General features: G+C 60.3%; 23 protein-coding genes. 10 read left to right on the plus strand and 13 right to left on the minus strand.

The features are described 5' to 3' along the window. Positions 1-78: 78 nt before the first annotated feature. Positions 79-975, minus strand: coding sequence for a bestrophin family protein (locus ACIPIZ_RS05680; protein WP_401164484.1), 897 nt, complete (start codon positions 973-975; stop codon positions 79-81). A 36-nt stretch (positions 976-1,011) separates the two neighbouring features. Next, the gene (gene moaA / locus ACIPIZ_RS05685) at positions 1,012-2,010 is read right to left on the minus strand and encodes a GTP 3',8-cyclase MoaA (protein WP_401164486.1); all 999 of its coding nucleotides are present in this window, start codon (positions 2,008-2,010) and stop codon (positions 1,012-1,014) included. A gap of 354 nt (positions 2,011-2,364) precedes the next feature. On the opposite strand from moaA, the gene ACIPIZ_RS05690 reads away from it, so the two are divergent. The 4 genes from ACIPIZ_RS05690 to ACIPIZ_RS05705 all read left to right on the plus strand — a co-directional run bounded on the left by ACIPIZ_RS05690 (position 2,365) and on the right by ACIPIZ_RS05705 (position 7,361). Next, positions 2,365-4,689: an FdhF/YdeP family oxidoreductase gene (locus tag ACIPIZ_RS05690; protein ID WP_401164488.1), complete on the plus strand. Its 2,325-nt coding sequence runs from the start codon at positions 2,365-2,367 to the stop codon at positions 4,687-4,689. Between the two features lie 106 nt (positions 4,690-4,795). Then, positions 4,796-6,199 (plus strand): cytochrome ubiquinol oxidase subunit I, encoded by a 1,404-nt coding sequence (locus ACIPIZ_RS05695; RefSeq protein ID WP_401164490.1) that lies wholly within the window; start codon positions 4,796-4,798, stop codon positions 6,197-6,199. A gap of 3 nt (positions 6,200-6,202) precedes the next feature. Further along, positions 6,203-7,219 carry a cytochrome d ubiquinol oxidase subunit II gene (gene cydB / locus ACIPIZ_RS05700; RefSeq protein ID WP_122660984.1) on the plus strand — a complete coding sequence of 339 codons (1,017 nt, stop codon included), beginning with the start codon at positions 6,203-6,205 and terminating at the stop codon, positions 7,217-7,219. Continuing rightward, positions 7,206-7,361, plus strand: a complete 156-nt coding sequence (locus ACIPIZ_RS05705) for a DUF2474 domain-containing protein (RefSeq protein ID WP_081265204.1) — start codon at positions 7,206-7,208, stop codon at positions 7,359-7,361. The genes cydB and ACIPIZ_RS05705 overlap by 14 nt, the downstream gene beginning before the upstream one ends. Positions 7,362-7,949: 588 nt before the next feature. Here ACIPIZ_RS05705 and ACIPIZ_RS05710 read toward each other — a convergent pair. Next, positions 7,950-8,801 (minus strand): CAP domain-containing protein, encoded by an 852-nt coding sequence (locus ACIPIZ_RS05710; RefSeq protein ID WP_150647430.1) that lies wholly within the window; start codon positions 8,799-8,801, stop codon positions 7,950-7,952. 199 nt (positions 8,802-9,000) lie between these two features. Here ACIPIZ_RS05710 and ACIPIZ_RS05715 point away from each other — a divergent pair, with 199 nt between their 5' ends. Next, positions 9,001-9,621, plus strand: coding sequence for a cell wall hydrolase (locus ACIPIZ_RS05715; RefSeq protein WP_064389342.1), 621 nt, complete (start codon positions 9,001-9,003; stop codon positions 9,619-9,621). Here ACIPIZ_RS05715 and ACIPIZ_RS05720 read toward each other — a convergent pair. Next, the gene (locus ACIPIZ_RS05720) at positions 9,618-10,505 is read right to left on the minus strand and encodes a LysR family transcriptional regulator (RefSeq protein WP_064389343.1); all 888 of its coding nucleotides are present in this window, start codon (positions 10,503-10,505) and stop codon (positions 9,618-9,620) included. The two genes, ACIPIZ_RS05715 and ACIPIZ_RS05720, sit on opposite strands and share 4 nt — an antisense overlap. A 103-nt stretch (positions 10,506-10,608) precedes the next feature. On the opposite strand from ACIPIZ_RS05720, the gene ACIPIZ_RS05725 reads away from it, so the two are divergent. Then, positions 10,609-12,165, plus strand: a complete 1,557-nt coding sequence (locus ACIPIZ_RS05725) for an MFS transporter (protein WP_256585370.1) — start codon at positions 10,609-10,611, stop codon at positions 12,163-12,165. On the opposite strand, the gene ACIPIZ_RS05730 is transcribed toward ACIPIZ_RS05725, so the two are convergent. The 4 genes from ACIPIZ_RS05730 to ACIPIZ_RS05745 all read right to left on the minus strand — a co-directional run bounded on the left by ACIPIZ_RS05730 (position 12,144) and on the right by ACIPIZ_RS05745 (position 15,431). Then, a complete protein-coding gene (locus tag ACIPIZ_RS05730) occupies positions 12,144-13,541 on the minus strand; it encodes a heavy metal sensor histidine kinase (RefSeq protein WP_401164493.1) in 1,398 nt (465 codons plus the stop codon). The genes ACIPIZ_RS05725 and ACIPIZ_RS05730 overlap by 22 nt on opposite strands. Beyond that, positions 13,538-14,209 (minus strand): heavy metal response regulator transcription factor, encoded by a 672-nt coding sequence (locus ACIPIZ_RS05735; RefSeq protein ID WP_016985270.1) that lies wholly within the window; start codon positions 14,207-14,209, stop codon positions 13,538-13,540. The genes ACIPIZ_RS05730 and ACIPIZ_RS05735 overlap by 4 nt, the downstream gene beginning before the upstream one ends. Positions 14,210-14,218: 9 nt before the next feature. Next, positions 14,219-14,476, minus strand: a complete 258-nt coding sequence (locus tag ACIPIZ_RS05740) for a DUF2790 domain-containing protein (RefSeq protein WP_064389346.1) — start codon at positions 14,474-14,476, stop codon at positions 14,219-14,221. A gap of 241 nt (positions 14,477-14,717) precedes the next feature. Continuing rightward, a complete protein-coding gene (locus tag ACIPIZ_RS05745; RefSeq protein WP_253484608.1) occupies positions 14,718-15,431 on the minus strand; it encodes a murein L,D-transpeptidase catalytic domain family protein in 714 nt (237 codons plus the stop codon). Positions 15,432-15,581: 150 nt separating this feature from the next. Between ACIPIZ_RS05745 and ACIPIZ_RS05750 the strand changes: the two genes are divergently transcribed. Continuing rightward, positions 15,582-17,198 (plus strand): murein L,D-transpeptidase, encoded by a 1,617-nt coding sequence (locus tag ACIPIZ_RS05750; protein WP_401164498.1) that lies wholly within the window; start codon positions 15,582-15,584, stop codon positions 17,196-17,198. Positions 17,199-17,201: 3 nt separating this feature from the next. Here the strand turns inward: ACIPIZ_RS05750 and ACIPIZ_RS05755 are convergent, their stop codons facing one another. Then, a complete protein-coding gene (locus ACIPIZ_RS05755) occupies positions 17,202-17,702 on the minus strand; it encodes a DoxX family protein (protein WP_105704942.1) in 501 nt (166 codons plus the stop codon). Between the two features lie 236 nt (positions 17,703-17,938). Between ACIPIZ_RS05755 and glsB the strand changes: the two genes are divergently transcribed. Next, entirely contained in the window at positions 17,939-18,847 is a 909-nt protein-coding gene (gene glsB / locus ACIPIZ_RS05760; RefSeq protein ID WP_122854241.1) for a glutaminase B, read from the plus strand. A gap of 189 nt (positions 18,848-19,036) precedes the next feature. After that, a complete protein-coding gene (locus ACIPIZ_RS05765) occupies positions 19,037-20,539 on the plus strand; it encodes an aldehyde dehydrogenase family protein (protein ID WP_401164500.1) in 1,503 nt (500 codons plus the stop codon). A 122-nt stretch (positions 20,540-20,661) separates the two neighbouring features. On the opposite strand, the gene ACIPIZ_RS05770 is transcribed toward ACIPIZ_RS05765, so the two are convergent. From ACIPIZ_RS05770 to cynS, 3 genes are all read right to left on the minus strand, one after another. Continuing rightward, a complete protein-coding gene (locus ACIPIZ_RS05770; RefSeq protein ID WP_105704944.1) occupies positions 20,662-21,321 on the minus strand; it encodes a carbonic anhydrase in 660 nt (219 codons plus the stop codon). Positions 21,322-21,333: 12 nt separating this feature from the next. Next, positions 21,334-21,570 (minus strand): DUF2790 domain-containing protein, encoded by a 237-nt coding sequence (locus ACIPIZ_RS05775; RefSeq protein WP_401164503.1) that lies wholly within the window; start codon positions 21,568-21,570, stop codon positions 21,334-21,336. 81 nt (positions 21,571-21,651) lie between these two features. Continuing rightward, positions 21,652-22,119 carry a cyanase gene (gene cynS / locus ACIPIZ_RS05780; RefSeq protein ID WP_122854238.1) on the minus strand — a complete coding sequence of 156 codons (468 nt, stop codon included), beginning with the start codon at positions 22,117-22,119 and terminating at the stop codon, positions 21,652-21,654. A gap of 120 nt (positions 22,120-22,239) precedes the next feature. Between cynS and cynR the strand changes: the two genes are divergently transcribed. Then, a complete protein-coding gene (cynR, locus tag ACIPIZ_RS05785; RefSeq protein ID WP_064389355.1) occupies positions 22,240-23,127 on the plus strand; it encodes a transcriptional regulator CynR in 888 nt (295 codons plus the stop codon). A 126-nt stretch (positions 23,128-23,253) separates the two neighbouring features. Here the strand turns inward: cynR and ACIPIZ_RS05790 are convergent, their stop codons facing one another. Beyond that, on the minus strand, positions 23,254-23,583 hold the full coding sequence (locus ACIPIZ_RS05790; RefSeq protein WP_122854237.1) for a hypothetical protein: 330 nt from the start codon (positions 23,581-23,583) through the stop codon (positions 23,254-23,256). Positions 23,584-23,683 lie beyond the last annotated feature (100 nt).

Here is a 23,683-nt window from a genome sequence, read left to right on the forward strand (position 1 = left end):
CATTGATTTTGGCTGATAGGGCCCCTTCGCGAGCAAGCTCGCTCCCACAGGGTTTTGAGGAGTTTGCAGAGCTAAGGATCAGCTCAGCACATAGTCCACCGGCTTCAGCGCCGGCGGTACGTCTGCGCCCAGTTCGCTGAGGATATCGCGTTCGATGGTGCGCACCAGCGCATCGGTCGGCAGGTCGTTTTCATCGCGGCCGAAGGGATCTTCCAATTCATCGGCAATCGCATCCAGGCCAAAGAACGTGTAGCTGACAATCGCCGTGAACAGCGGCGTCAGCCAGCCCAGCGGCTCCGCCATGGCAAACGGCAACAGGATGCAGAACAGATAAATCGTTCGGTGCAGCAACAGGGTGTAAGGAAACGGCAGCGGCGTGTTTTTAATCCGTTCGCACACCGCTTGCGCCTGGGTCAGGCTGGTCAGGTGATTGGCCAGCAACATGTAGCGCCATTCAGTCAGTTGACCGTCCTGATGCAGATCGGAACACTGCTGGCCGACCGTTTGCAGAATGCGGCCACTGTAATCCGGTGTCTGTGGATCAGGTTTGGGCATGATCCATTGGCTACTCGCATCGGCCTCGCTTTCTTTACGCAACCGCGCGTTCAACGCATGAGCAAAGCCACACAGGTTAAGCAGCAACGGCTTGCGCTCAGCCGACTCACGTATGACATGGGTTTCACGAATCACCGAACGAATATGCATGATCACTTCACCCCAGGCTTTACGCGCTTCATACCAGCGGTCATAGCAAGCGTTGTTGCGAAAATTCATAAAGATCGACAGCGACAAACCGAGCAAGGTAAACGGCGTGGCATTGACCTTGGTGAAGTTGCTCGGATGAAGGATTTCCACCAGCACAATGGCCGAAGCGAGCAGGGTAACCATCAACGTGCGCAGGGCGATGCGCTTGGCGATCGAACCCTTGAGGGTGAAGAGAATGGCGAATTGATTGACCTTGGGTCTGATGATCATGCTGTGCGGTTCCGATAACCGATGAAACTGGCGGGATCAGCCGCCGGTCATGTTCATGAAACGCACGACCTGAACGTCGTCGTTCACTTCGAAATTGTGTCGATACGGCTTGAGTTTCATCGCCTCGATGATGGCTTTCTCCAGCCGTTGCGGTTGCCCCGGGTGCGCACGCAGTACCGCTTTGAGATCGACCGAATGCTCGTTACCCAGACACAGTAGCAGGCGGCCTTCGACGGTGAGGCGCACGCGGTTGCAGGTGCCGCAAAAGTTGTGGCTGTGCGGCGAGATAAAGCCCAGACGAATCTCCGGCGCCTCGGCCAGCCGCCAGTAGCGTGACGGGCCTTGCGTCGACTCGGCAGAGTCAATCAGGGTATAGCGCTCGGCAATCTTTTCCCGCACCTGCGCGCTGGAGAAAAACGACTCGGCGCGGCTGTGTTCGCTGATGATCCCCAGCGGCATCTCTTCGATGAAAGAGACGTCGAGCCGACGGTCGATTGCGAAACTGACCAGATCGTTGATCTCCTCATCGTTACGGCCCTGCATCACTACGACATTGAGTTTAGTGCGGGTAAAACCGGCCTTGCGCGCGGCATCGATGCCGTTGATCACCTGCGCCAGATCGCCGGTGCGAGTCATCTGCTTGAAGCGCTGCGGATCGAGGCTGTCGAGGCTGATGTTCAGGCGTTTGACCCCGGCATCGAACAGCGGCGCGGCGAGTTTGCCCAGTTGCGAGCCGTTGGTGGTCATGCACAGTTCACGCAGGCCGGGCAGGGCGGCGATCTGCTCGCACAACTTGACCACGCCCGGACGGATCAGCGGTTCGCCGCCGGTGAGACGAATCTTGCGCGTGCCGAGGGCGACGAAGCTCTGCGCCAGTTGATAGATCTCCTCCAGCGTCAGCACTTGCTGGCGTGGCAGAAACTGCATGTCTTCCGCCATGCAATAGACGCAGCGGAAATCGCAGCGGTCGGTCACCGACATGCGCAGATAGTCGACGCGGCGGTTGTAACCATCGATCAAGACACGCTCTGACATGACAGCCTCACAGGAATGAAAACCCCGGTTGAAGGAGTTTGGTTAGCGCAGGTTATGGCTAACGTTAAGTGCCGTCCAATCACTGTTGATGAACAATTGATTGATGCCGTCGATGATGAATTATTTTTCGCCGAAAGTTGCTCCGTTAGTTCCGCAAGGCCCCGTAAATAAAGAGTTTTTAGTGGTGATAGATGCTTTCGATAAGGCGGTCATTAATAGCGATTAGACAACGTTTTGTAACGGTTCATATCCTTGCCCCGGCAAAACCAACGACCACTTTTCAACCTTGAAAGTCGGCCGTCGCTGTTTAACCGAATCAGGTTCATGCCTGTGTGCATCGTCATGGAGAGTCCCATGTCACAAGTCGACCGTTACAAACCCTACAAAGGCGCCGCTGCCGGTTGGGGCGCTGTCATCAGCCTGACCAAGAGCTGGCTGGGCAGTGAAAACGCCCTGAAAAACATCCGCGCCATGCTCAAGACCAACCAGAACGGCGGCTTCGACTGCCCGGGTTGTGCCTGGGGTGAAGCGCCGGGCGCGAGCATGTTGAAGTTCTGCGAGAACGGCGCGAAAGCGGTGAACTGGGAAGCGACCGGGCGTTTGGTCGACCCGGCGTTCTTCAACAAGTACACGGTGTCGAGCCTGGCCGAGCAGAGCGACTACTGGCTGGAATATCAGGGCCGTCTGACCCACCCGATGCGCTACGACGCGCGGGTCGACCGCTATGTGGAAATCAGCTGGTCAGACGCTTTTGCGCTGATCGCGGATCACCTGAAAAACCTTGATTCGCCGCATGAGGCCGAGTTCTACACCTCCGGACGTGCGAGCAACGAAGCGGCGTTTCTCTATCAGTTGTTCGTGCGGGCGTTCGGCACCAACAACTTCCCCGACTGCTCGAACATGTGCCACGAAGCCAGTGCAGTGAGCATGAACGAGACCCTTGGCGTCGGCAAAGGCACCGTGGTCTACGAGGACCTGCACCACGCCGATGCGATTTTCGTCATCGGCCAGAACCCCGGCACCAACCACCCGCGCATGCTCGAACCGTTGCGTGAGGCGGTGAAACGTGGCGCGCAAGTGGTCTGCATCAACCCGTTGAAGGAACGTGGCCTGGAGCGTTTCCAGAACCCGCAGAACCCGCTGGAAATGCTCAGCAACGGCTGGGAAGCGACCAACACCGCGTACTTCCGCCCGGCCCTTGGTGGCGACATGGCGATGATTCGCGGCATGGTCAAATTCCTCCTGCAGTGGGAGCGCGAAGCGCAAGCGACTGGCGGCGAAGCGGTGTTCGATCACGCCTTCATCGCCGAGCACACCTCAGGCCTCGACAGCTATCTGGCTGAAGTCGATGCAACCAACTGGGAGCACATCGTCGAACAGTCCGGCGTGCCGCTGCATGACATCGAACTGGCCGCGCGCATGTATGGCCGCGCCAAGAGCGTGATCATGTGCTGGGCCATGGGCCTGACCCAACACGTGCATTCGGTGGCGACCTTGCAGGAAGTCATCAACCTGCAACTGCTGCGCGGCAACGTCGGCCGTCCGGGCGCAGGTCTGTCGCCGGTTCGCGGCCACAGCAACGTGCAGGGCGATCGCACGATGGGTATAAACGAACTGGCGCCGAAAGACTTGATGGACGCGCTGGAAAAACGCTTCAACTTCGACGTGCCGCGCATGCACGGGCACAACACGGTGATGGCGATCGGCGCCATGGAGCGTGGCGAAGCCAAGGTGTTCATCGGTCTGGGCGGCAACTTCGCCCAAGCCACGCCGGACACGCCGCGCACCCACGCGGCGATGCGCAAACTCGACCTGACCGTGCACATCGCGACCAAGCTCAACCGCAGCCATTTGGTCACCGGTCGCGATGCGCTGATCCTGCCGTGCCTCGGGCGCACTGACATCGATATCCAGGCTGAAGGCCCGCAAGGCGTGACCGTCGAAGACACGTTCAGCATGGTGCATTTGTCGTTCGGCCAGTTGAAGCCGAAGTCGGCGCAGTTGAAATCCGAGCCGGCGATCATTGCCGGAATTGCTGCTGCAACTTTGGGTAAGCATCCGATCGATTGGGAATGGGTGGTGGGCGACTACGGACGCATCCGCAACCTGATTGCCGACGTGATTCCGGGCTTCGAGAACTTCAATGAAAAACTGTTGATCCCGGGTGGCTTTCACCTCGGCAACGACGCTTCGGATCGGGTCTGGAACACCGAGAGTGGCAAGGCGCAGTTCACCCCGTGCGTGCTGCCCGAGCACTTGATCAGCGAGGGCGTGCGCAACCTGCCGGTCAAGCCGCATCTGATTCTGCAAACCATGCGCTCCCACGATCAGTACAACACCACGCTGTACGGCCTCGATGACCGTTATCGCGGGGTTTACGGCATGCGCGACGTGATCTTTGCCAACGAGCAGGACATCCAGCGCCTGGGTTTCGAGCCGGGGCAGAAGGTTGATCTGGTGGCGCTGTGGGATGACGAACGTGAGCGTCGGGTCAGCGGTTTTACCTTGATCGCCTACGACATTCCCGCAGGGCAAGCGGCGGCGTATTACCCGGAGACGAATCCTCTTGTGCCGCTGGAAAGCTACGGCGACCGGACGTATACGCCGACCTCCAAGTTCGTGGCGATCCGCCTCGAAGCCGCGAAGGTCAGCAACCTGATCCCGTCGTCGGTGGCGTAACCCGCGACTCATAAAAACACTGGCAATTTGACTGGCTGCAGGCGTTCGCGCCTGGCGGTGGCCCGGGTTCGTGCTGCCGCTTTTCAGCCTGGATGAGGACATCATCATGTTCACTCTGGAGGCACTGGACCTGGCGCGAATTCAATTCGCGTTCACGGTTTCGTTCCACATTATTTTCCCGGCGATCACCATTGGCCTGGCGAGTTTCCTCGCGGTACTCGAAGGTCTGTGGCTGAAAACCCGTAACGACACGTACCGCGATCTTTACCATTTCTGGTCGAAGATTTTCGCCGTCAACTTCGGCATGGGCGTGGTATCGGGCCTGGTCATGGCGTACCAGTTCGGCACCAACTGGAGCGGTTTCTCGGACTTTGCCGGGAGCATCACCGGGCCGTTGCTGACCTATGAAGTGCTGACGGCGTTCTTCCTTGAGGCCGGGTTCCTCGGGGTGATGCTGTTCGGCTGGAACCGCGTCGGCCGGGGTTTGCACTTTTTCGCCACGGTGATGGTGGCCATCGGCACGTTGATTTCGACGTTCTGGATTCTTGCGTCCAATAGCTGGATGCAGACGCCGCAGGGCTTCGAAATCGTTGACGGGCGGGTGATGCCGCTGGACTGGCTGGCGATCGTGTTCAACCCGTCATTCCCGTTCCGTCTGGCGCACATGGCGATTGCCGCTTTTGTGGCGACGTCGTTCTTCGTTGGTGCGTCGGCTGCCTGGCATTTGCTGCGCGGCAATAACACCGCGCCGGTGCGCAAGATGTTTTCCATGGCGTTGTGGATGGCGCTGATCGTTGCGCCGATTCAGGCAGTGGTCGGTGACGCCCACGGTTTGAACACGCTGGAGCATCAACCGGCAAAAATCGCCGCCATCGAAGGTCACTGGGACAACGCCGACAACGGCCCGACGCCACTGGTGCTGTTCGGTATCCCTGATATGCAGGCGGAGAAGACCAAGTATGCGCTGGAAATCCCCTATCTCGGCAGCCTGATCCTCACTCACAGCCTCGACAAGCAGATCCCGGCGCTGAAGAGCTTCCCGAAGGAAGATCGGCCGAATTCGACCGTGATTTTCTGGAGCTTTCGCGTCATGGCCGGGCTGGGGATGTTGATGATCCTCGTCGGTTTGCTCGGTCTGGCGTTGCGCCGTGGCGGCAAGCTTTACCGGCATCGCGGCTTTCAGCGACTGGTGTTGTTGATGGGGCCGAGCGGCTTGATTGCGCTGCTGGCCGGTTGGATCACCACGGAAGTCGGGCGTCAGCCGTGGGTGGTGTATGGCTTGCTGCGCACCCACGACGCCGCGTCGCATCACTCGGTGGCGCAGATGAGCACGTCATTGGCACTGTTCGTGGTGATCTATTTCACCGTGTTCAGCGTGGGCATCGGCTACATGCTGAATCTGGTGAAAAAAGGCCCGCAGCCGCACCACGAGCATCCGCCTGCTGGCGATGAATTGCAGACGCCGCGTCGGCCGATTTCGGCGGCTACCGCCCCTATGAAGGAGCATTGAGTCATGGCTATTCAAGGTATTGATCTCTCGTTGATCTGGGGCGTCATCATCGCCTTCGGGGTGATGATGTACGTGATCATGGACGGCTTCGATCTGGGGCTGGGAATCCTGTTTCCGCTGATCCCGGATGAGCAGGAACGCGATGTGATGATGAACACCGTGGCGCCGGTCTGGGACGGTAACGAGACCTGGCTGGTGTTGGGTGGCGCGGCGTTGTACGGCGCGTTTCCGCTGGCGTACGGGGTGATTCTCGAAGCGTTGTATCTGCCGCTGATCCTGATGCTTTGCGGGCTGATTTTCCGTGGCGTGGCGTTCGAGTTTCGCTTCAAGTCTTCGCCGAAAAAACGTCACTGGTGGGACAAGGCGTTTATTGGTGGTTCGCTGCTGGCGACGTTCTCCCAAGGCGTGGTGATTGGCGCATACGTGTCCGGAATTCCGGTGATCGATCGACAGTTTTCCGGTGGCGGCCTGGACTGGCTGGCGCCGTTTCCGCTGGTGTGTGGCGTGGGTCTGGTGATTGCGTATGCGTTGCTCGGCAGCACCTGGCTGCTGGTCAAGACCGAGGGCATGCTGGAGTCGCGGATGCGTCTGTTCACCCGGCCGCTGGCCTTGCTGTTGATGGCGATGGTGCTGGTGATTGGCGTGTGGACCCTGCAAATGCATCCGGAGCTGGCGGCGCGTTGGTCGACGCACGGGCATCTGCAAGTGTTTGCCGGGTTGGTGGTGTTGGCGTTGCTGGCGCTGTTCGGGCTGCTGCGCACGTTGCGTCAGCGGCATACGCACTGGCCATTCGTGTTCACGCTGGTGCTGATGTTGCTCGGTTACATCGGCCTGGCGCTGAGCATCTGGCCGAACATCATCCCGCCGTCGGTGAGCATCTGGGCCGCCGCATCACCGCCGTCGAGCCAGTTGTTCGCGCTGATCGGTGCACTGTTCATCCTGCCGGTGATCCTGATGTACACCTTCTGGAGCTACTACGTATTCCGCGGCAAAGTGAGGATTGGCGATGGCTACCATTGATTCGCGCGAAGTGAAAAGCAGTCGCTGGTACAAGCGTCTGGGCTGGCTGTTGTTGATCTGGCTGGGCAGTGTGGTGTCGCTGGCCGTGGTCGCCAGTCTGCTGAAACTGGCGATGTATGCAGCGGGCATGAGGACCCACTGAGCCTGAAAAACCGCAGCCTGGCTGCGGTTTTTTATTGCCTCAATCTTCCGAGCGACTGCTGGCCCCATCGCTGGCAAGCCAGCTCCCACAGGGTTTTGGATTAGGCAGGGATAATGAGGGTTACACCGATCATTGTAGGAGTGAGCCTGCTCGCGATGGCTTCGTGTCTGCCGATACTGATGTGTCTGAAACACCGCTATCGCGAGCAGGCTCACTCCTACAGGGCGTTGGTGTTGGTCAGCGAATATGAGAACGCCGCCAGACATTGTGGGAGCTGGCAAGCCAGCTCCCACAGGGTTTTGGATTAGGCCGGGATAATGAGGGTTACACCGATCATTGTAGGAGTGAGCCTGCTCGCGATGGCTTCGTATCTGCCGATACTGATGTGTCTGAAACACCGCTATCGCGAGCAGGCTCACTCCTACAGGGCGTTGGTGTTGGTCAGCGAATATGAGAACGCCACCAGACATTGTGGGAGCTGGCTTGCCAGCGATGGCGGTGGTTCAGTCAATGGAGATGTTGACTGGACTGGCCTCATCGCTAGCAGGCTAGCTCCCACAGTGCTTTGCGGTGTGTTTGAGATTGGGCTTATTGGGCGCCGAACATCGCGGTCCAGTAAATGCCGGCGCTGCTTTTCGGGTCGGTCGCGTAGGCGGCGCCGAGTTCCTGGTATTGCGGGTTCATCAGGTTGGCACAGTGGCCAGGGCTGGCGAGCCAGCCTTCGACGACTTTGTGTACGGTGTCTTGCCCGGCGGCGATGTTTTCGCCGACCAGCTGGCCGCTGTAACCGGCCAGTTCCGCGCGATCGCCCGGGGTACGCCCGTCGCGGTCCTTGTGGTCGAGGTAATTGTTGTTGGCCATGTCGCGGCTGTGATCCTGGGAGATCGTGCCCAGCGTCGCGTTCCAGGCCAGCGGTGCAGCGGCCGCAAACGCCTGGCCGCCACACTGACGCGCCTGACTGCGAGCAACGTTGAGTTCACTCAGCAACTTCTGCCCTTCACTTTGCGCATCGCCCAATTTGGCCGACAGCAGCGGCCGCGCCAGCACAATGCGCCAGTCACGGTCGTCGCGGCTGACGCCGACATCGACAAACTGCGGATCGAGCACCACCTGACAGAAACTTTCCTGAATCGCTTTCATCGCCGACGCCGCATCACGCGGGCCGTTAAGGGTGATCGCTTGCACGTTGACCATCGGATAACTGGCGCTGGCCATGGCTTGTTGCAGGTCGACAGCACCGCTGGCCCGCAGCCGCAGCCGTGGATCAGCCGACAACGGTGGCAGTTCATTCGACGCCTGCGAACCGCACCGCTGCGGTTGGCTGCGGTAGCTGTTGATCGATTCGATCAATTGCGACTCATCGCTGGCCAGCGCCGGGATAGCAAACACAACGCTGGCGGACAACGCGGCAAGACGCAAAACGGGTGGCATGAAGCGCATGGAAATCTCCCTTGAGCTGAATGCGCCCATGATGCGCGAAACGACCCCGGTGAGTGCAATGTCTTTTTTCTTCATTCGGCCGGTTTTCTGCGCAACTTTGCCGATGGATTTGCCGTCTACACTCACCGAAGACCCCGGGAACCGGGCGTCTCCCCGACGTAACATCTTGCCCGACTCGGGCGCTGCCGGAAGAACAGACATGGGATTGAAAGGCTTGGCAGGTTGTCTCGTATTGACCTTGTTGGCAGGCTCCGCATGGGCCACCGATCAGGCCCCGATCAAAGCGAAGGCCGAAGAGAAAGCTCAAGTGCTGGAAGAGAAAGCGGCGGACAAAGTCAGCGCCGCGCCGGCGCCGAAAGCCGAAGCGATCACCCCGACCGAAGTGCAAGCGGTCGACCCGGCCGGCGCTGCACCACTGGACGATCCGATTACCTGTCTGGCGCGCAGTATCTATTGGGAAGCCAAAGGCAAAGACACCCCGGAAATGGAAGCCGTGGCCAGTGTGGTGATGAATCGCCTCGGTCACGAGGGCTTTCCCGACTCCGTGTGTGCTGTCGTCAAACAAGGTTCGGAAACCAAAAGCTGCCAGTTTTCCTGGTGGTGCGACGGCAAACCGGATCAGGTCAAGGAAGATGCCGAATACACGCTGGCCAAGGATATCGCCCGCAAAGCACTGAATCGCCAACTCAAGGATCGCACCAACGGCGCGCTGTATTTCCACGATCGCAACGTGCATCCGAGCTGGGCCAAGGAGTACCGCAAGACTGCCGAAACCGGGAAATTCCTCTTCTATAAACCGGCTGGCGGGGATGCGCGCTAGGCGCAGACTTCCCGCACGCAATCGCGCAACCAGCGATGCGCCGGGTCGGCATCCATGCGCGGATGCCAGAGCATCGACACGCTGATGTCCGGCATCGCGAAGGGCAGGGCGAAACTGTGCAGGCCCGTGCGCAGTTTGCTGGTGTGGCGCTGCGGGACCGTGGCGATCAAGTCGGATTCGCGCACCAGCGTCAGCGCCGCCGAGAATCCGCCGAATGAGGTGACGATATCCCGCGTCAGGCCGAGCGCGAGTAAGGCTTCGTCGACCGGGCCGCTGCTGCGTCCGCGTCGTGAAATGAGAATGTGCTCGCCGCCGGCAAAGCGCTTGCTGGTGACCTTCCCCGAACTCAAGGAGTGCCCCTCGCGCACCACACCGATCCACTGATCCCGAAACAGGATGCGGCTGTGCAGGGTCGGATCGGTCGTGTCGTCGACCACGCCGGTTTCCAGATCGACGCGGCCTTCGCGCAACGGCGTACTGTCCTTGTCGGCTTTTTGCACAAAGCGCAGACGTACGCCGGGCGCCTCTTGAGCGATGCGCGCAAGCAGGGCGGCGGCAAAGGTTTCGACAAAACCGTCGGTGTTGCGCAGGGTGAAGGTGCGTTGCAAGCGGCCAGGATCGAGCACCTCGGCCGGACGCAAAACCGCCTCGGCGTCCTGCACCAGATGACTGACTCGCTCGCGCAACTCCAATGCGCGCGGCGTCGGCACCAGACCTCGACCCGCCCGCACCAGCAACGGATCGCCAGTGGTTTCGCGCAGACGGGCGAGGGCGCGACTCATCGCCGACGGGCTCAGCCGCAGACATTTGGCGGCGCGGGCGACGCTGCCTTCGCGTAGCAAGACGTCGAGGGTGATCAACAGGTTCAGATCCGGTGCCGTCATGACATGGCGTTCCATGCAGGTATTAAGTGCAAAGCATGCGTCTTGCGCCGTGTGTTGTCGAGGCTCAGGCTATGCCGGGTCACCTTTGCATTGTGAGCCCGCCATGCCCCAAGAATCCCTTAGCACTCCCGCCCGCTGGGCGCTGACCAGTCTGGCCCTGTCGATGTTGATGCCGTCCCTGGACACCAGCATCGCCAACGCCGGGCTGCCGATTCTCGCATCGGCGTTTGCGGCGACGTTTCAACAGGTGCAGTGGATCGTTCTGGCGTATTTGCTGGCGGTCACCACATTGATTGTCAGCGTCGGGCGTCTGGGTGATGGTGTGGGGCGACGGCGATTGCTGCTGATCGGGATCGGCATTTTCACCAGCGCTTCGTTGGCTTGCGCGCTGGCACCGGGACTGGGTTGGCTGATTGGCGCACGAGCGGTGCAAGGCGTTGGCGCGGCGATCATGTTCGCCTTGACCGTGGCGCTGGTGTCAGAAGCCGTGCCCGAATCGCGGGCGGGCAGTGCGATGGGGTTGCTGGCAACGATGTCGGCGACGGGCACCAGTCTCGGGCCGTCGCTGGGCGGGCTGTTGATGACGCATGTGGGCTGGCAGGCGATATTTTTGCTCAACGTACCGTTGGGCTTGCTGAATATCTGGTTGGTGTACCGTTTTCTGCCGGCGGACCGGGCAACAGGCCCGCGTGCTGCGTTCGATTACTCTGGCAGCGCAGTGTTGGTCTTGACGCTGGCGGCTTATGCGCTGGCGATGACGCTTGAAGGTTTACTGTTACCGCTGCTGCTGGCCAGCTTGTGCGGCGCGGGATTGTTCATCGTCGTCGAGTTGAAGGCCAAGTCGCCGCTGATTCGTTTGTCGCTGTTCAGCGACGCGCGACTGAGCAGCAGTCTGGCGCTGACCTTACTGGTGACGACGGTGATGATGACCACGCTGGTGGTCGGGCCGTTTTACCTGCACCGGGGGTTGGGCCTCAGCAGCACGATGGTCGGCGTGGCGTTGTCGGTCGGGCCGTTGGTGTCTGCGTTGAGTGGAGTGCCGGCGGGACGTCTGGTGGATCGCTTCGGTGCGCACCGGATTGTGCCGGGCGCATTACTCGGCATGGCCGGCGGTTGCAGCTTGCTGGCGCTGCTGCCCATGAGCATGGGCCTGCCTGGGTACGTGCTGCCGATCATGGTGGTTGCTGTCAGCTACGCGCTGTTCCAGGCGGCCAACAACACCGGATTGATGGCCGGTGTCAGTCAGGATCAGCGTGGGGTGGTTTCGGCGATGCTCGGGCTGGCGCGCAACCTCGGGTTGATTACCGGTGCCGCGGTGATGGGCGCGGTGTTCGCGCTGGCGGCGGGCGATCCGACCCAAGCGCCGGCAACGGCGATTGCCAGCGGATTGCACATCACTTTTGGTATAGCGGTGGCGTTGATGCTCATGGCATTGATCATCAGCCGAGCGCAGTTCAACTGTAGGAGTGAGCCTGCTCGCGATAGCGAACTATCTGCCGACGAAGGTGTTGTAGGTGCTGGCCTCATCGCTGGCAAGCCAGCTCCCACAATGATCGGCGCTCAATCCAGGTCTCTGGCCAAACCAAAACCCTGTGGGAGCTGGCTTGCCAGCGATGACGGCGGAACAGTCGATCAAGATCATTGGCGGGCGGGGAAGTAGAGTTCAAAGCAGGTAACGCCATCCGCGCTGCTCGCGCTGTATCGGCCCTGATGCAACTGCATGATGGTTGCCACGATCGACAGGCCCAGCCCATTCGATTGCGCCGAACGCTCGCGGGACTGGTCAACGCGGTAGAAGCGTTCGAACAGTCGCGCCAAGTGTTCAGGGGCAATGGTTGTGCCCTGATTGCGTACCCGCAGGTAGGCGCCATCCGGTTCGGCAATCGCCTCCACCTGCACCGTCGAATCCGCCGCGCCATACTTGATCGCATTCGCGCACAAATTGGCCAGTGCCCGGCGCAGCAGCATCGGCTCGGCCCAGATCACTCCGCTGCCGCGTGCCTCGATACACACTCCGACATCCGCCGCCAGCCCTTCAAAATAATCGGCAATACGCTGCATCTCGTCCGCCGCGTCCAGTTCCTGGCGCTGGCTCAAGGCACTGGCCGGGTCGGTGCGGGCGAGAAACAGCATGTTGTCGAGCATCCGCGTCAGGCGTTCGAGCTCCTCGACGTTGGAGGCGAGCAACTGTTGATAGGCCTCGCTGCTGCGATTCTGCTGCAGCGCGACCTGGGTTTCGCCGAGCAGGTTGTTGATCGGTGTGCGCAATTCGTGGGCCATGTCGGTGGACACCTGACTCAGTTGCGCAAAACCCTTGGCGAGCCGATCGAGCATGGCATTGAACGCCTCGATCATTGGCTGTAATTCTCGCGGCGCACCGCTGCTGGCAAGGCGTTCGCCAAGGTTGCCGACACCAATGCCATGAGCGTGCTTCGCCAGTCGCCGCAACGGCAGCAAACCGCGATACACCAGCAGACAACCCACCAGCGCCAGCAACAGTGCCGCCAGCGAGGCGAGGCCATAAACGCTCAAACGGTAATTGGCGAGCATTGCCGTGCGCTCGCTCATCAGGCGCCCGGTGGTGACTTGCAGGTTGCCCAGTTCGCCGGAATCGATCCGCGCCGCCACCGCCGAAAACGGCACGCCGTCGACGCTTGACAGGTGCTGTACGTCGTTGAGCGTCATCGCATGGTCGATCGGCACCGCCGGCAACGTCGGTGTCTTCAGGTTGCCCGGGTTGACCACCAGCAGCGGCGGTTGCCCTGGCGCGCCGATGGTCAGCAGTGCTTCGCGATTGCCGAGCATGTTCTGGAACAACGCCGGTTTGTTCTTGATCAGCTCCAGGGTGTTGCTGTCATTGAGAAAGGTGCGCAACTGATCGACGCGGCTGACCAGCGCAGTGTCATCACGGCGGATCAGCTGTTGCTCCAGTTCGTTGTACAGCGCGGCACCGAGGCCGGCCAGCGAGGCGAACGCGAGCAGGGCGAACACCAGCGCCAGACGAAGGGTCAGCGAATGCGGGCGTTGGGCACTCATGGCTGCGTATCGAAGCGGTAGCCGATACCGCGCACGCTATGGATCAGCTTGAGCTGGAACGGATCATCGATTTTCGCCCGCAGACGACGCACGGCGACATCGACCACGTTAGTGTCGCTGTCGAAATTCATGTCCCACACCCGCGACGCGATCAGCGAGCGCGCCAGCACTTGCCCGGTATGCGTGGCGAACAACTGCAGCAACGCGAACTCCTTGTTGGTCAGGGTGATGCGCACCCCGGCGCGGGTCACGCGGCGTTTGAGCACGTCAATCTGCAGGTCGGCCACTTGCAGTTGTTCATCTTCATGAATCGGCCCGCGCCGGGTCAGGGTACGCAGGCGCGCCACCAGTTCGGCAAAGGAGAACGGCTTGATCAGGTAATCGTCGGCGCCCAGTTCGAGGCCTTTGACGCGGTCGGCGATGTCGTCGCGGGCGGTGAGGAACAGCACCGGCGTGTCGGCTTCCTTGCGCAGCCGGCGCAAGACTTCCCAGCCATCCATTTTCGGCATCATCACATCCAGCACGATCACGTCGAAGCTGTGTTCCAGCGCCAGGTGCAGACCGTCGGCACCGTCGCGGGCGAGGCTGACGCTGTAACCCAGTTCCTGCAAACCGTTGAGCAGGTAATTGCCGGCCTTGGGCTCGTCTTCGACAACCAGAATATTCATCGATCAGTCTCAATGGTCATTGATGCAGCCGCTGCCTTGTACCTGATAGTCCAGCACATGTTCGCGGCCCTGATGGTCGAGATAATTCAATTGCGCCGGCACCACGCCGCACGCTTGTGAAATATCGGTGCTGGACAGGACTTTGTCGACATCCAGATTGACGTAGAAGCCGGATTTGTCATGAATCACTGCGGTGTCGGGCATGTTCGCGGCGAACGCGCTGCCGGTGGCGAGGAGGGCGGTGAAGGCGAGCAGGAGGGTTTTCATGGTCAGTCACTCAGTGGTCGGAGTTGATCGGCATTGGCGCCGGGACAACTTCAGGCTACCGAGCGATCCGCACGGCAAACCGACAGCTGAATGACAAAGTTGTAATGAAGCGTGGGGCTGACAGAGATCAATTGTAGGAGTGAGCCTGCTCGCGATAGCGGTGTATCAGTCAGCATCTGTGCTGGGTAAGACACCGCTATCGCGAGCAGGCTCACTCCTACAGGGGTTTGCGGCGTTCTTTTTAGCTTGCGTGGGTACTGAGAATGCTCGCCACCTGCTGCGGCTGGCAGTTGAGGTACGGCGACGATTTCAGCCAGCGCTGATCCGGGTACCAGGAAAACATGAACTGGCCATTCTTCAGACGATCAATCACCTGTTTGGCAATCTGTGGCCGAACCGCCGGGCAGCCCTGGCTGCGGCCGATGCGCCCCTGTTTCTTGCTCCACAGCGGATTCACGTAACTGGCGGCATGAATGACGATGGCGCGATCGCGAGCCATGTCATTGAAGCCTGGCTCCAGACCGTCCATGCGCAACGAATAGCCGTGGGCGCCGCTGTAACTTTCCTGGGTGCGGAACAAGCCGAGACTGGATTGATAACTGCCTTCACGGTTGGAGAACTGCGTGGCGAAGTTTTCCCCGGAGTTGGAACCGTGGGCGACCAGATCGCGTAGAACCAACTTCTGCTTGCTCAGGTCGAAAATCCACAAGCGGCGCTCAGTGGACGGTTGCGAGTAATCAATGATCGCCAGGTGGCGGGACGGTTTCGCACCGTTGTTGACCGCACATTGCATGGCGTTCAGAGCACCTTTCAGCGCTTGGGGATTGAGTTCTGGCGCGGCGTGCGCGAGGCTGTTGTAGAGAATCGGCGATGGCTTGCCGGTGGCAAAAGCTGGACTGGACACGGCGACGAGGGTCGCAGTGGTCAGCAGAAGTCGGCGCAAAAACGTCAACATTTATAAAGTGTCCTCACTTGCTACTTATTTGGCACTTTGGCTCCTGACTCCCAGTCGTTACCGGCAAGCCCGTTGATCGAGCCTGACTGTTCAGCGCACCTGATGTAAGGTTGACCGTCATCTGGACGGCCATGGATTGGAGTAAAGCAGTTGTTCAAAAAGTACGCATGCTACTTGAGCATTTGCCTGATCGCTGCGCCGTTTGTCGCTTGTGCCGATGAGCCGCTGCCGCCCTTGCAGACGCTGCCGACGCCACCGGCCGAAATGCCCGTCGAGCCGCAAAGTCCGTTGCAGGCGGTGTTGATCAGCCTGCCCCAGGCTTGCCCGGCGATTGGCACGCAGCTTAACGGCCCGGCGCTGACGCAGCTGCAAGCGTTCTATGAGCAGCAGGACTGGATGCCGGTGTGGGCGAGCGAAACTGCACGATTGCCGGCTTTGCACACGCAATTGCTGCTGTTGGCCGACGATGGCCTCAATCCGAAACGCTACCCGGTCGCCGCCGTCCCCCCGCAGGACGGTGAGTTGTGCGCCGACATCGAGATCAGTCGCTACTACCTTCAAGCCTTGCAGGATTTGCATTACGGCCGTCTGTTGCAATCGCACTTCGAACCGCTGTGGCATGCCGACACGAACCCCCGCGACCGTCAGGCGGAATTGTTGGCCATTGCCGTGCCGGGCATGCATGACATTGCGGCGGCGTTCGATCTGGCGCGCCCGCGTCTGGCGCAATATCAAAACCTGCGTCAGCTGTACGCCGCGCAACGCCAGAAGGCCCTTCCGCAATGGCAGTCGGTAGGCGACGGCCCGTTGCTGCGTCCCTCAATGGAAGACAAACGCGTGCCGCAACTGGCTCAGCGCTTGTTCAACGAAGGTTACCTGACCCACGCCATCGGCACGCCGGACAACGCCTATAGTGGGGTGCTGGTGGACGCGGTGAAAAGTTTTCAGGTCAATCATTCGTTGCAGGCCGATGGGGTGGTCGGGCCGGGGACGATTGCCGAACTCAATATCAGCCCGCTGATCCGCCGCGAACAGTTGCGGGTCAATCTCGAACGCTTCCGCTGGATGGCCCAGGACATGGAGCCGGACGGCTTGCTGGTCAACGTTGCCGCTGCCGAATTGAGCCTCTATCAAGGCGGTCAGGTGGTGTGGCAGACCCGCACCCAGGTCGGTCGCGCCGAGCGCCAGACACCCTTGCTCAAATCCCGCGTCACGCGCCTGACCTTGAATCCGACCTGGACCGTGCCGCCGACCATCTGGAAAGAAGACAAGCTGCCAGCGATCCGAAAGGATCAGACTTTCCTCAGTCGCCAGAACTTGCAGGTGCTCGACGCCAACGGTCAACCGATCGCGGCGGCAGACGTCGATTGGGACAACCCCGGCAACATCCTTCTGCGCCAGGACGCCGGGCCGCGAAATCCGCTGGGGCAAATGGTCATTCGCTTCCCCAATCCGTTCTCGGTGTACCTGCATGACACGCCGAGCAAGGCACTGTTCGACAAAGGCCCACGGGCGTTCAGCTCCGGTTGCGTGCGGGTCGAGCATCCGATGCAACTGCGCGACCTGCTGCTCAGTCCGGCAGAAAAGGCCCGCACTGAAACACTGTTGGCGACGGGCACCACGCATGAATTCCGCTTGTCGGCACCGGTGCCGATCCTGATGACCTACTGGACTGCGCAAGTCGGCAGCGATGGCCATGTACGCTATGCGCCCGATATCTATAGCCGCGACAGCGCGCTGCTGGCGGGACTCGACCGGGCGCACTGAACCTCAGCGCTGGTGGCGCTGCCAGAAGCGACGGGCCAGCGCCGCATCAAGGCTGAGACGACCTGCCCCGGCGAACACCAGCGGCAACAGTGCAACCAGATAGATCGCTGGCAGCTTGAAGTTGCCGAAACCCTTGTTGGTGATGGCGTAACCCTGCGCCAGTTCACTGAGGCTCGACCAGTCTGCCGGCCAGTGCACGGCGGCGGTGGCAACAATGGTTACCACGATCAGCGAAAGGGCAAAAATGCGTGTGCCGAAACCGAGCAGAATCGCCAGCGCACCGATCAACTCCACCCACATCGCCAGCTCCCAGTTCAGCGTCGCCGGCAGGTGATCGAAGGGAAACGGAAATTTGTCCTGAATATCATCGAACCAGTTCTGGCCATTGAGTTTTTCCACGCCTGACTCGAAAAACTCCCAGGCGATGAACAGCCGCAGGGTCAACGGCGCGAGCCAGAGTCCGGCGCGGTCGAGGTGCAGGTGCAGGGTTTTGAGGGTGATCATATGAGTTCTCCGGTGCGAGGGGGGAAGTGCTTCGACCGGGGTATTTCAGCGCTGGGGTGTATCCAGGTTGTGTCGTCGGCGGTTGGCTTTTCGGGCCCGGTGTGTCTGCGTGGACGCCATATACATTGCGATACACGCCATCCCCGCTCCCACAGTGATGTGTGATCCAGCGCGCTTGCGCAGCGTCTAGCCCCAGTGTCCCCGCGATCCCATGGGGCGAGACTTCGGAACCCGGCATGCAAGCGCTGTTGAACGAGATCCTTGACGCTGTCCGGCCCTTGATCGGGCAGGGCAAAGTGGCTGATTACATTCCTGCCCTCGGCACCGTGCCGGCCAATCAACTGGGCATCGCCGTGTACGGCAACGACGGCGAGATGTACTGCGCCGGTGACGCCGAGACGCCGTTCTCGGTGCAGAGTATTTCCAAGGTGTTCAGCCTGGTACAGGCCATCGATCATTCCGGTGAGGCGATTTGGGAGCGCCTCGGTCACGAACCATCCGGTCAGCCGTTCAACTCGCTGGTGCAGCTGGAGTTCGAGCGCGGTCGGCCGCGCAATCCATTCATCAACGCTGGCGCGCTGGTGATTTGCGATATCAACCAATCACGCTTCGCCGCGCCGACCCTGTCGATGCGCGATTTTGTGCGGCGCCTGTCGGGCAACCCGCAAATCATGATCGACGGCAAAGTCGCCGACTCCGAATACCAGCACCGCGCGCGCAACGCGGCGATGGCGTACCTGATGCAGTCGTTCGGCAATTTCCACAATGACGTCGAGGCGGTGTTGCGCAGTTACTTCAGTCACTGTGCATTGCGGATGAATTGCATCGACCTGGCGCGGGCCTTCTGTTTTTTGGCCAACGACGGTTATTGCAAGCACAGCGGCGAGCAGGTTCTGGCGCGGCGTCAGACCCAGCAGGTCAACTCGATCATGGCCACCAGCGGGCTGTATGACGAGGCGGGCAACTTTGCCTACCGCGTCGGGCTGCCGGGCAAGAGCGGCGTCGGTGGCGGGATCGTTGCGGTAGTGCCGGGGCAGTTCACCGTGTGCGTGTGGTCGCCGGAATTGAATGCCGCCGGCAATTCGCTGGCGGGAATGGCCGCACTGGAGATGCTTAGTTCGCGGATTGGCTGGTCAGTGTTCTGACCCGATCCGCCAAACACTACAAAACCCTGTGGGAGCGAGCCTGCTCGCGAAGGCGTCAGGTCAGCCAACATTGATGCATCAGATCCACCGCTTTCGCGAGCAGGCTCGCTCCTACAGGGTTAGCGGTTGCTTTGCAGGATTGTGTTCCTATACATTTTCCGGCCGCCCTTTGCATGGTGAATCCGCTTCATGTCTCTTGCACTCGAACGTCTCGTCGCTGGCACGCCGATCCCTTTCGCCGGTAACCGCGTCACGCTGGTCAGCCCCGAACTGGCCGCGCGTTTTCAGCCCGGTGACCACCTTCTGGTGGAGCAGGTGAGTGGCGAGTTGTTGTTGATTCCCGTGGCTGATCAACAAGCCGCGGCGGTGGCAATCGAACGTGCTGCTACTGCGTTTACCGCGTTGTCGGCGGTCTCGGATGAGGCGATCAGCCAGTTCTTCGACTTGTTTGCACAACGCCTCGAAACCCCGGATTGCTGGGCGCACATTGAAACCGCCAACCGCGCCGATATCGAGCGGGCCAAGGCGCGCGGTCGCTCGACCACCCGTCTGCTCGCCGATGAGCGCATGCGCCGTGACATGATCGCGGGCCTGCGCGCCTGGCGTGATGCCGCGCCAACCCGGGGAAAAATCATCAGCAGCGTCGAACACGATGGCTGGAAGGTCGAGCAAGTCGTCTCGCCGTTGGGCATCGTTGCTTTTGTCTTCGAAGGGCGGCCGAATGTGTTTGCCGACGCTGCCGGCGTCCTGCGTACCGGCAACACGGCGGTGTTGCGCATTGGCAGCGATGCCTTGGGCACCGCGCAAGCCATCGTCACTCACGCCTTGAACCCGGCGCTGGCCAATGCCGGTTTACCGGTCGGTGCGGTGTCGTTGGTGGAAAGCGTCAATCATGCGGCCGGCTGGGCGATGTTCGCTGACCGCCGTTTGTCGTTGGCGGTGGCGCGTGGTTCGGGGCGAGCGGTCAGTCAATTGGGCAGCATTGCCCAGCAGGCCGGCACCGCTGTCAGCCTGCATGGCACGGGCGGGGCGTGGCTGATTGCTGATCGTGCTGCCGATGCAGCGCGCTTTGCGGCGGTAGTACGTAACTCGCTGGATCGTAAAGTCTGCAATACGTTGAACGTCTGCCTGATCCAGCGTGATCGCGCGGCGGAACTGGTGCCGTTGTTTCTTGATGCATTGCAACAGGCCGGCGCCGCGCGTGGCCAGGGCTGTAAATTGCACATCGTTGAAGGCAGTGAAAGTTGCCTGCCAATTGAATGGCAGAACGCGACGGTCGAGGTTTACCGCGCTGAGGGGTATCAGACTGAAGCACTGGCTGAGCCTTTGGCGGAATCCGCATTGGGCCGCGAATGGGAATGGGAAGAAACCCCGGAAGTCAGTCTGATGATTGTCGACGATCTGGATCAGGCGATTGCGCTGTTCAACCGCTACAGCCCGCAGTTCACTGTGTCGCTGATCAGTGAAGATGCAGCCGTACAAGAACGTTTCTACAACGCGGTGAATGCGCCGTTCGTGGGCAACGGCATTACCCGTTGGGTCGATGGGCAGTACGCGTTGAACAAGCCGGAGCTGGGTCTTTCGAACTGGGAGAGCGGGCGTTTGTTTGCGCGCAGTGCGATTCTTTCGGGGGACGGCGTGTTCACTGTGCGTAGCCGCATGACCCAGATCGATCTCACAGTAAAACGCTGATCTGGCGGACAGTGATCGTTCCCACGCTCCAGCGTGGGAACCCAGCCCGTGACGCTCCGCGTCACTGGACGCAGAGCGTCCCCTGAGGCATTTCCACGCAGAGCGTGGGAACGATCAGTTGCTCAGGCCGCGTGGGTGGCCTGTGCGTGGATCGCGCAAGTCGCCGGTTGCTCGGCCAGCGGCACAAACGTGCGGCGGTCCGAGGACAGCGCATCGACCGAGCCGGTCTCGATGTCATACACCCAGCCATGCAGATTCAGCAGGCCTTTCTCCTGAGCCAGACGCACGCTCGGGTGGGTCTGAATATTCGCCAGTTGCGCAATCACGTTCTCGCGCACCATCGAACTCAATTTCGCCGCGTCACTGGCATGCGTTCGCGCTTCATTCACCACTTTCGCCGACTCGGCATGCTGCAGCCAACCGCTGACGGCGGGCAGATGATCCATGCATTTGCACTGGGCGATTGCGGTCATCGCGCCACAGTCCGAATGGCCGCAAATCACAATATCTGTCACGCCAAGCACCGCCACTGCGTATTCCACCGTTGCCGAAACCCCGCCCGGATGAGGGCTGTAGGACGGCACGATATTACCGGCGTTACGGATCACGAACAGTTCGCCGGGTTCTTGTTGGGTCAGCAATTCGGGCACTACACGGCTGTCGGAACAGGTAATGAACAGCGTTCCTGGCTGTTGCGTGGTTGCCAGGTGTTTGAACAGTTCGGTGCGTTGCGGGAACGCTTCGTTCTGGAATTTCAGGAAGCCATCAATCAGGTTTTTCATGGTCTTGTCCTCTTAGTTCGAGCAACCGCTGCCGAATTCGCTGTATTGAAGAATGTGTTTGCCGCCGTGGCTGTCCAGATACGTCATCTCCACCGGCACCACGCCACACACATCGGCTACCGGGGTAATGCTCAGCACTTGGGCGATATCCAGTGGCATGCCGTAGCGGTAGGCGACGGCCTCGTCAGCGGCAGATGCCTGGACGGAAAAGCCGCCGAGCAGGGCCAGAATCAACAGAATTTTTTGCATGGGGCAGCCTCCAGATATGTTTGGTGACGGGTAGCCATTTGGGGTGTGTTGGCCCGCACGCAGGGTGCGGGCCGGTGCGGATCAGAACGGACGCAGGGGCAGGAATTTGCCGTCGAGGGTGACCACGGCGCGGGAGCCGCCTTCCGGGTCTTCGACTTTCTTGATGTCCAGTTTGAAGTTGATCGCGCTGATGATGCCGTCGCCGAATTGCTCGTGAACCAGTGCCTTGAGCGTGGTGCCGTAGATCTGGATCATCTCGTGGAAGCGGTAGATGGTCGGGTCGGTCGGTACCCCACTGAGGCTGCCACGCAGAGGGATGATCTGCATTGCCGCGACATCGTCGGCGGCCAGTTCGAGCTTGTCGCCGACCACTTGGGCGGCATTTTCCGGCAGTGGGTGCTGGCCGAGCAGGGCGGCGGTGACGTACGCCAGGCTCAGGCCGGTGCCGTCGGCGAGATCCTGCCACGACAGATCTTTGCGTGCCTTGGCGTCGAGAATGCGGGTAGTCAGGGCCAGGCTGGTGTCGTTATAGGCGTGGGACTGTTGCATGGTGTCACTCCTTTCAGGGTTGGCTTGCTGTGTGGGAGCAATCTTCTGCCGATTGATCTATAGCGTCCAAGATCGATATACAATACTTCGCATAAGTTCTGCCTATAGATGGTGTGCCCCATGCTGCTGCGACATTTGCGTTATCTGCTGGCCGTTGCCGATCACGGCGGCTTCACCCGTGCCGCCGAGGCGCTGCACGTGTCGCAGCCGACCCTGTCGCAACAGATCCGCCAACTGGAAGAGTCTCTCGGTGTGAATCTGTTTGATCGCACCTCACGCACAGTCAAACCCACCGATGCCGGCGAGGCTTACATCGAGTGCGCGCGGCGGGTGCTGGTGGAGCTGGAAGCGGGTAAACGCGCGCTGCATGACGTCAAGGATCTGTCTCGCGGGACGTTGCGCCTGGCGATGACACCGACGTTCATGGCCTACCTGGTCGGGCCGTTGGTGCGCGATTTCGCGGCGCGGTATCCGGGAATCCATCTGCAGGTTTTTGAATTGTCGATGGACGACATCGAGGCGGGGCTGGCGGATGACTCGCTGGATGTTGCGATTGCGTTTACACCGGTGCGTAACCCGGAGATCGAATGCATTCCAGCGTTCACCGAACGCTTGGGGATCATGGTCGGGCGTGAGCATCCGCTGTATGACAGCCGCTCAGTACTGACGCCGGATGACATCGCCCAACTGGATTTCGCCTTGTTGGCGCCGGACTTCATTACGCGGTTATCGATTGATGAGTATTTCCGTCAGCACGGGATTACACCGCAGGTGCGGATCGAGGTGAACTCGGTGAGTACGTTGCTGGAGGTGGTACGTCATTCGCCGATGGCGACGATGTTGCCGCAGGCAATTGCCACCGAGGATCGGGCGTTGCGCCGGTTGCGGGTAGAGAGCGAGGCGCCGCAGCGAGGGGCGGCGTTGTTGCGGCGGCGCAATAATTATCACAGTGCGGCGGCGGTGGCGTTTGTGGAATTGGTGTTGGACATGGGAAGCCCCTCACCCTAACCCTCTCCCTCGGGAGAGGGCTGGGGTGAGGGGCTACAATTCCAGTCACGCCAAATCAATGCAAGCGAACAAAAAAAGGCCTGCTTCCGTTAAGGAAGCAGGCCTTTCAATTATTTAATGACTAACTCAGCAGAACCGATCAATCACCCGAACACCGTTGTTGTTCTGCATCGAGTCCCACGCCTGTTTCAGCGTTTGCAGAACATTGCCGATGAAGTCCTTGTCGGCCGCAGCCTTCTTGCCAACATAACCGTGGCCGCGACGGTACATCTTCAGGCGGGCCAGCAAGTTCTGATGGTTGCGGTCGAATTCGTCTTCGTCAGCATGGGTCGCCAGGCAGTCGATATGCACCTGCCCCGACTTGCTGATCCACAGAATATGGCTGTCGTGGCTGTCTTTCTGCGCAGCGAACATACGAGCCAGTTCTTCGACAGTGGGTTGATTGTTCAGATTCATGATATTGCCCCTTGACCAGTCTGGTGATCTTTCAAAGTTGATTCGCTAATACAGGTAGCCCATCGGTTAGTTGATCCCTGGCACCGAAACCAGGACGTCA

The organism is Pseudomonas sp. NPDC087690 (assembly GCF_044743175.1).
Taxonomy (GTDB): Bacteria; Pseudomonadota; Gammaproteobacteria; order Pseudomonadales; family Pseudomonadaceae; genus Aquipseudomonas.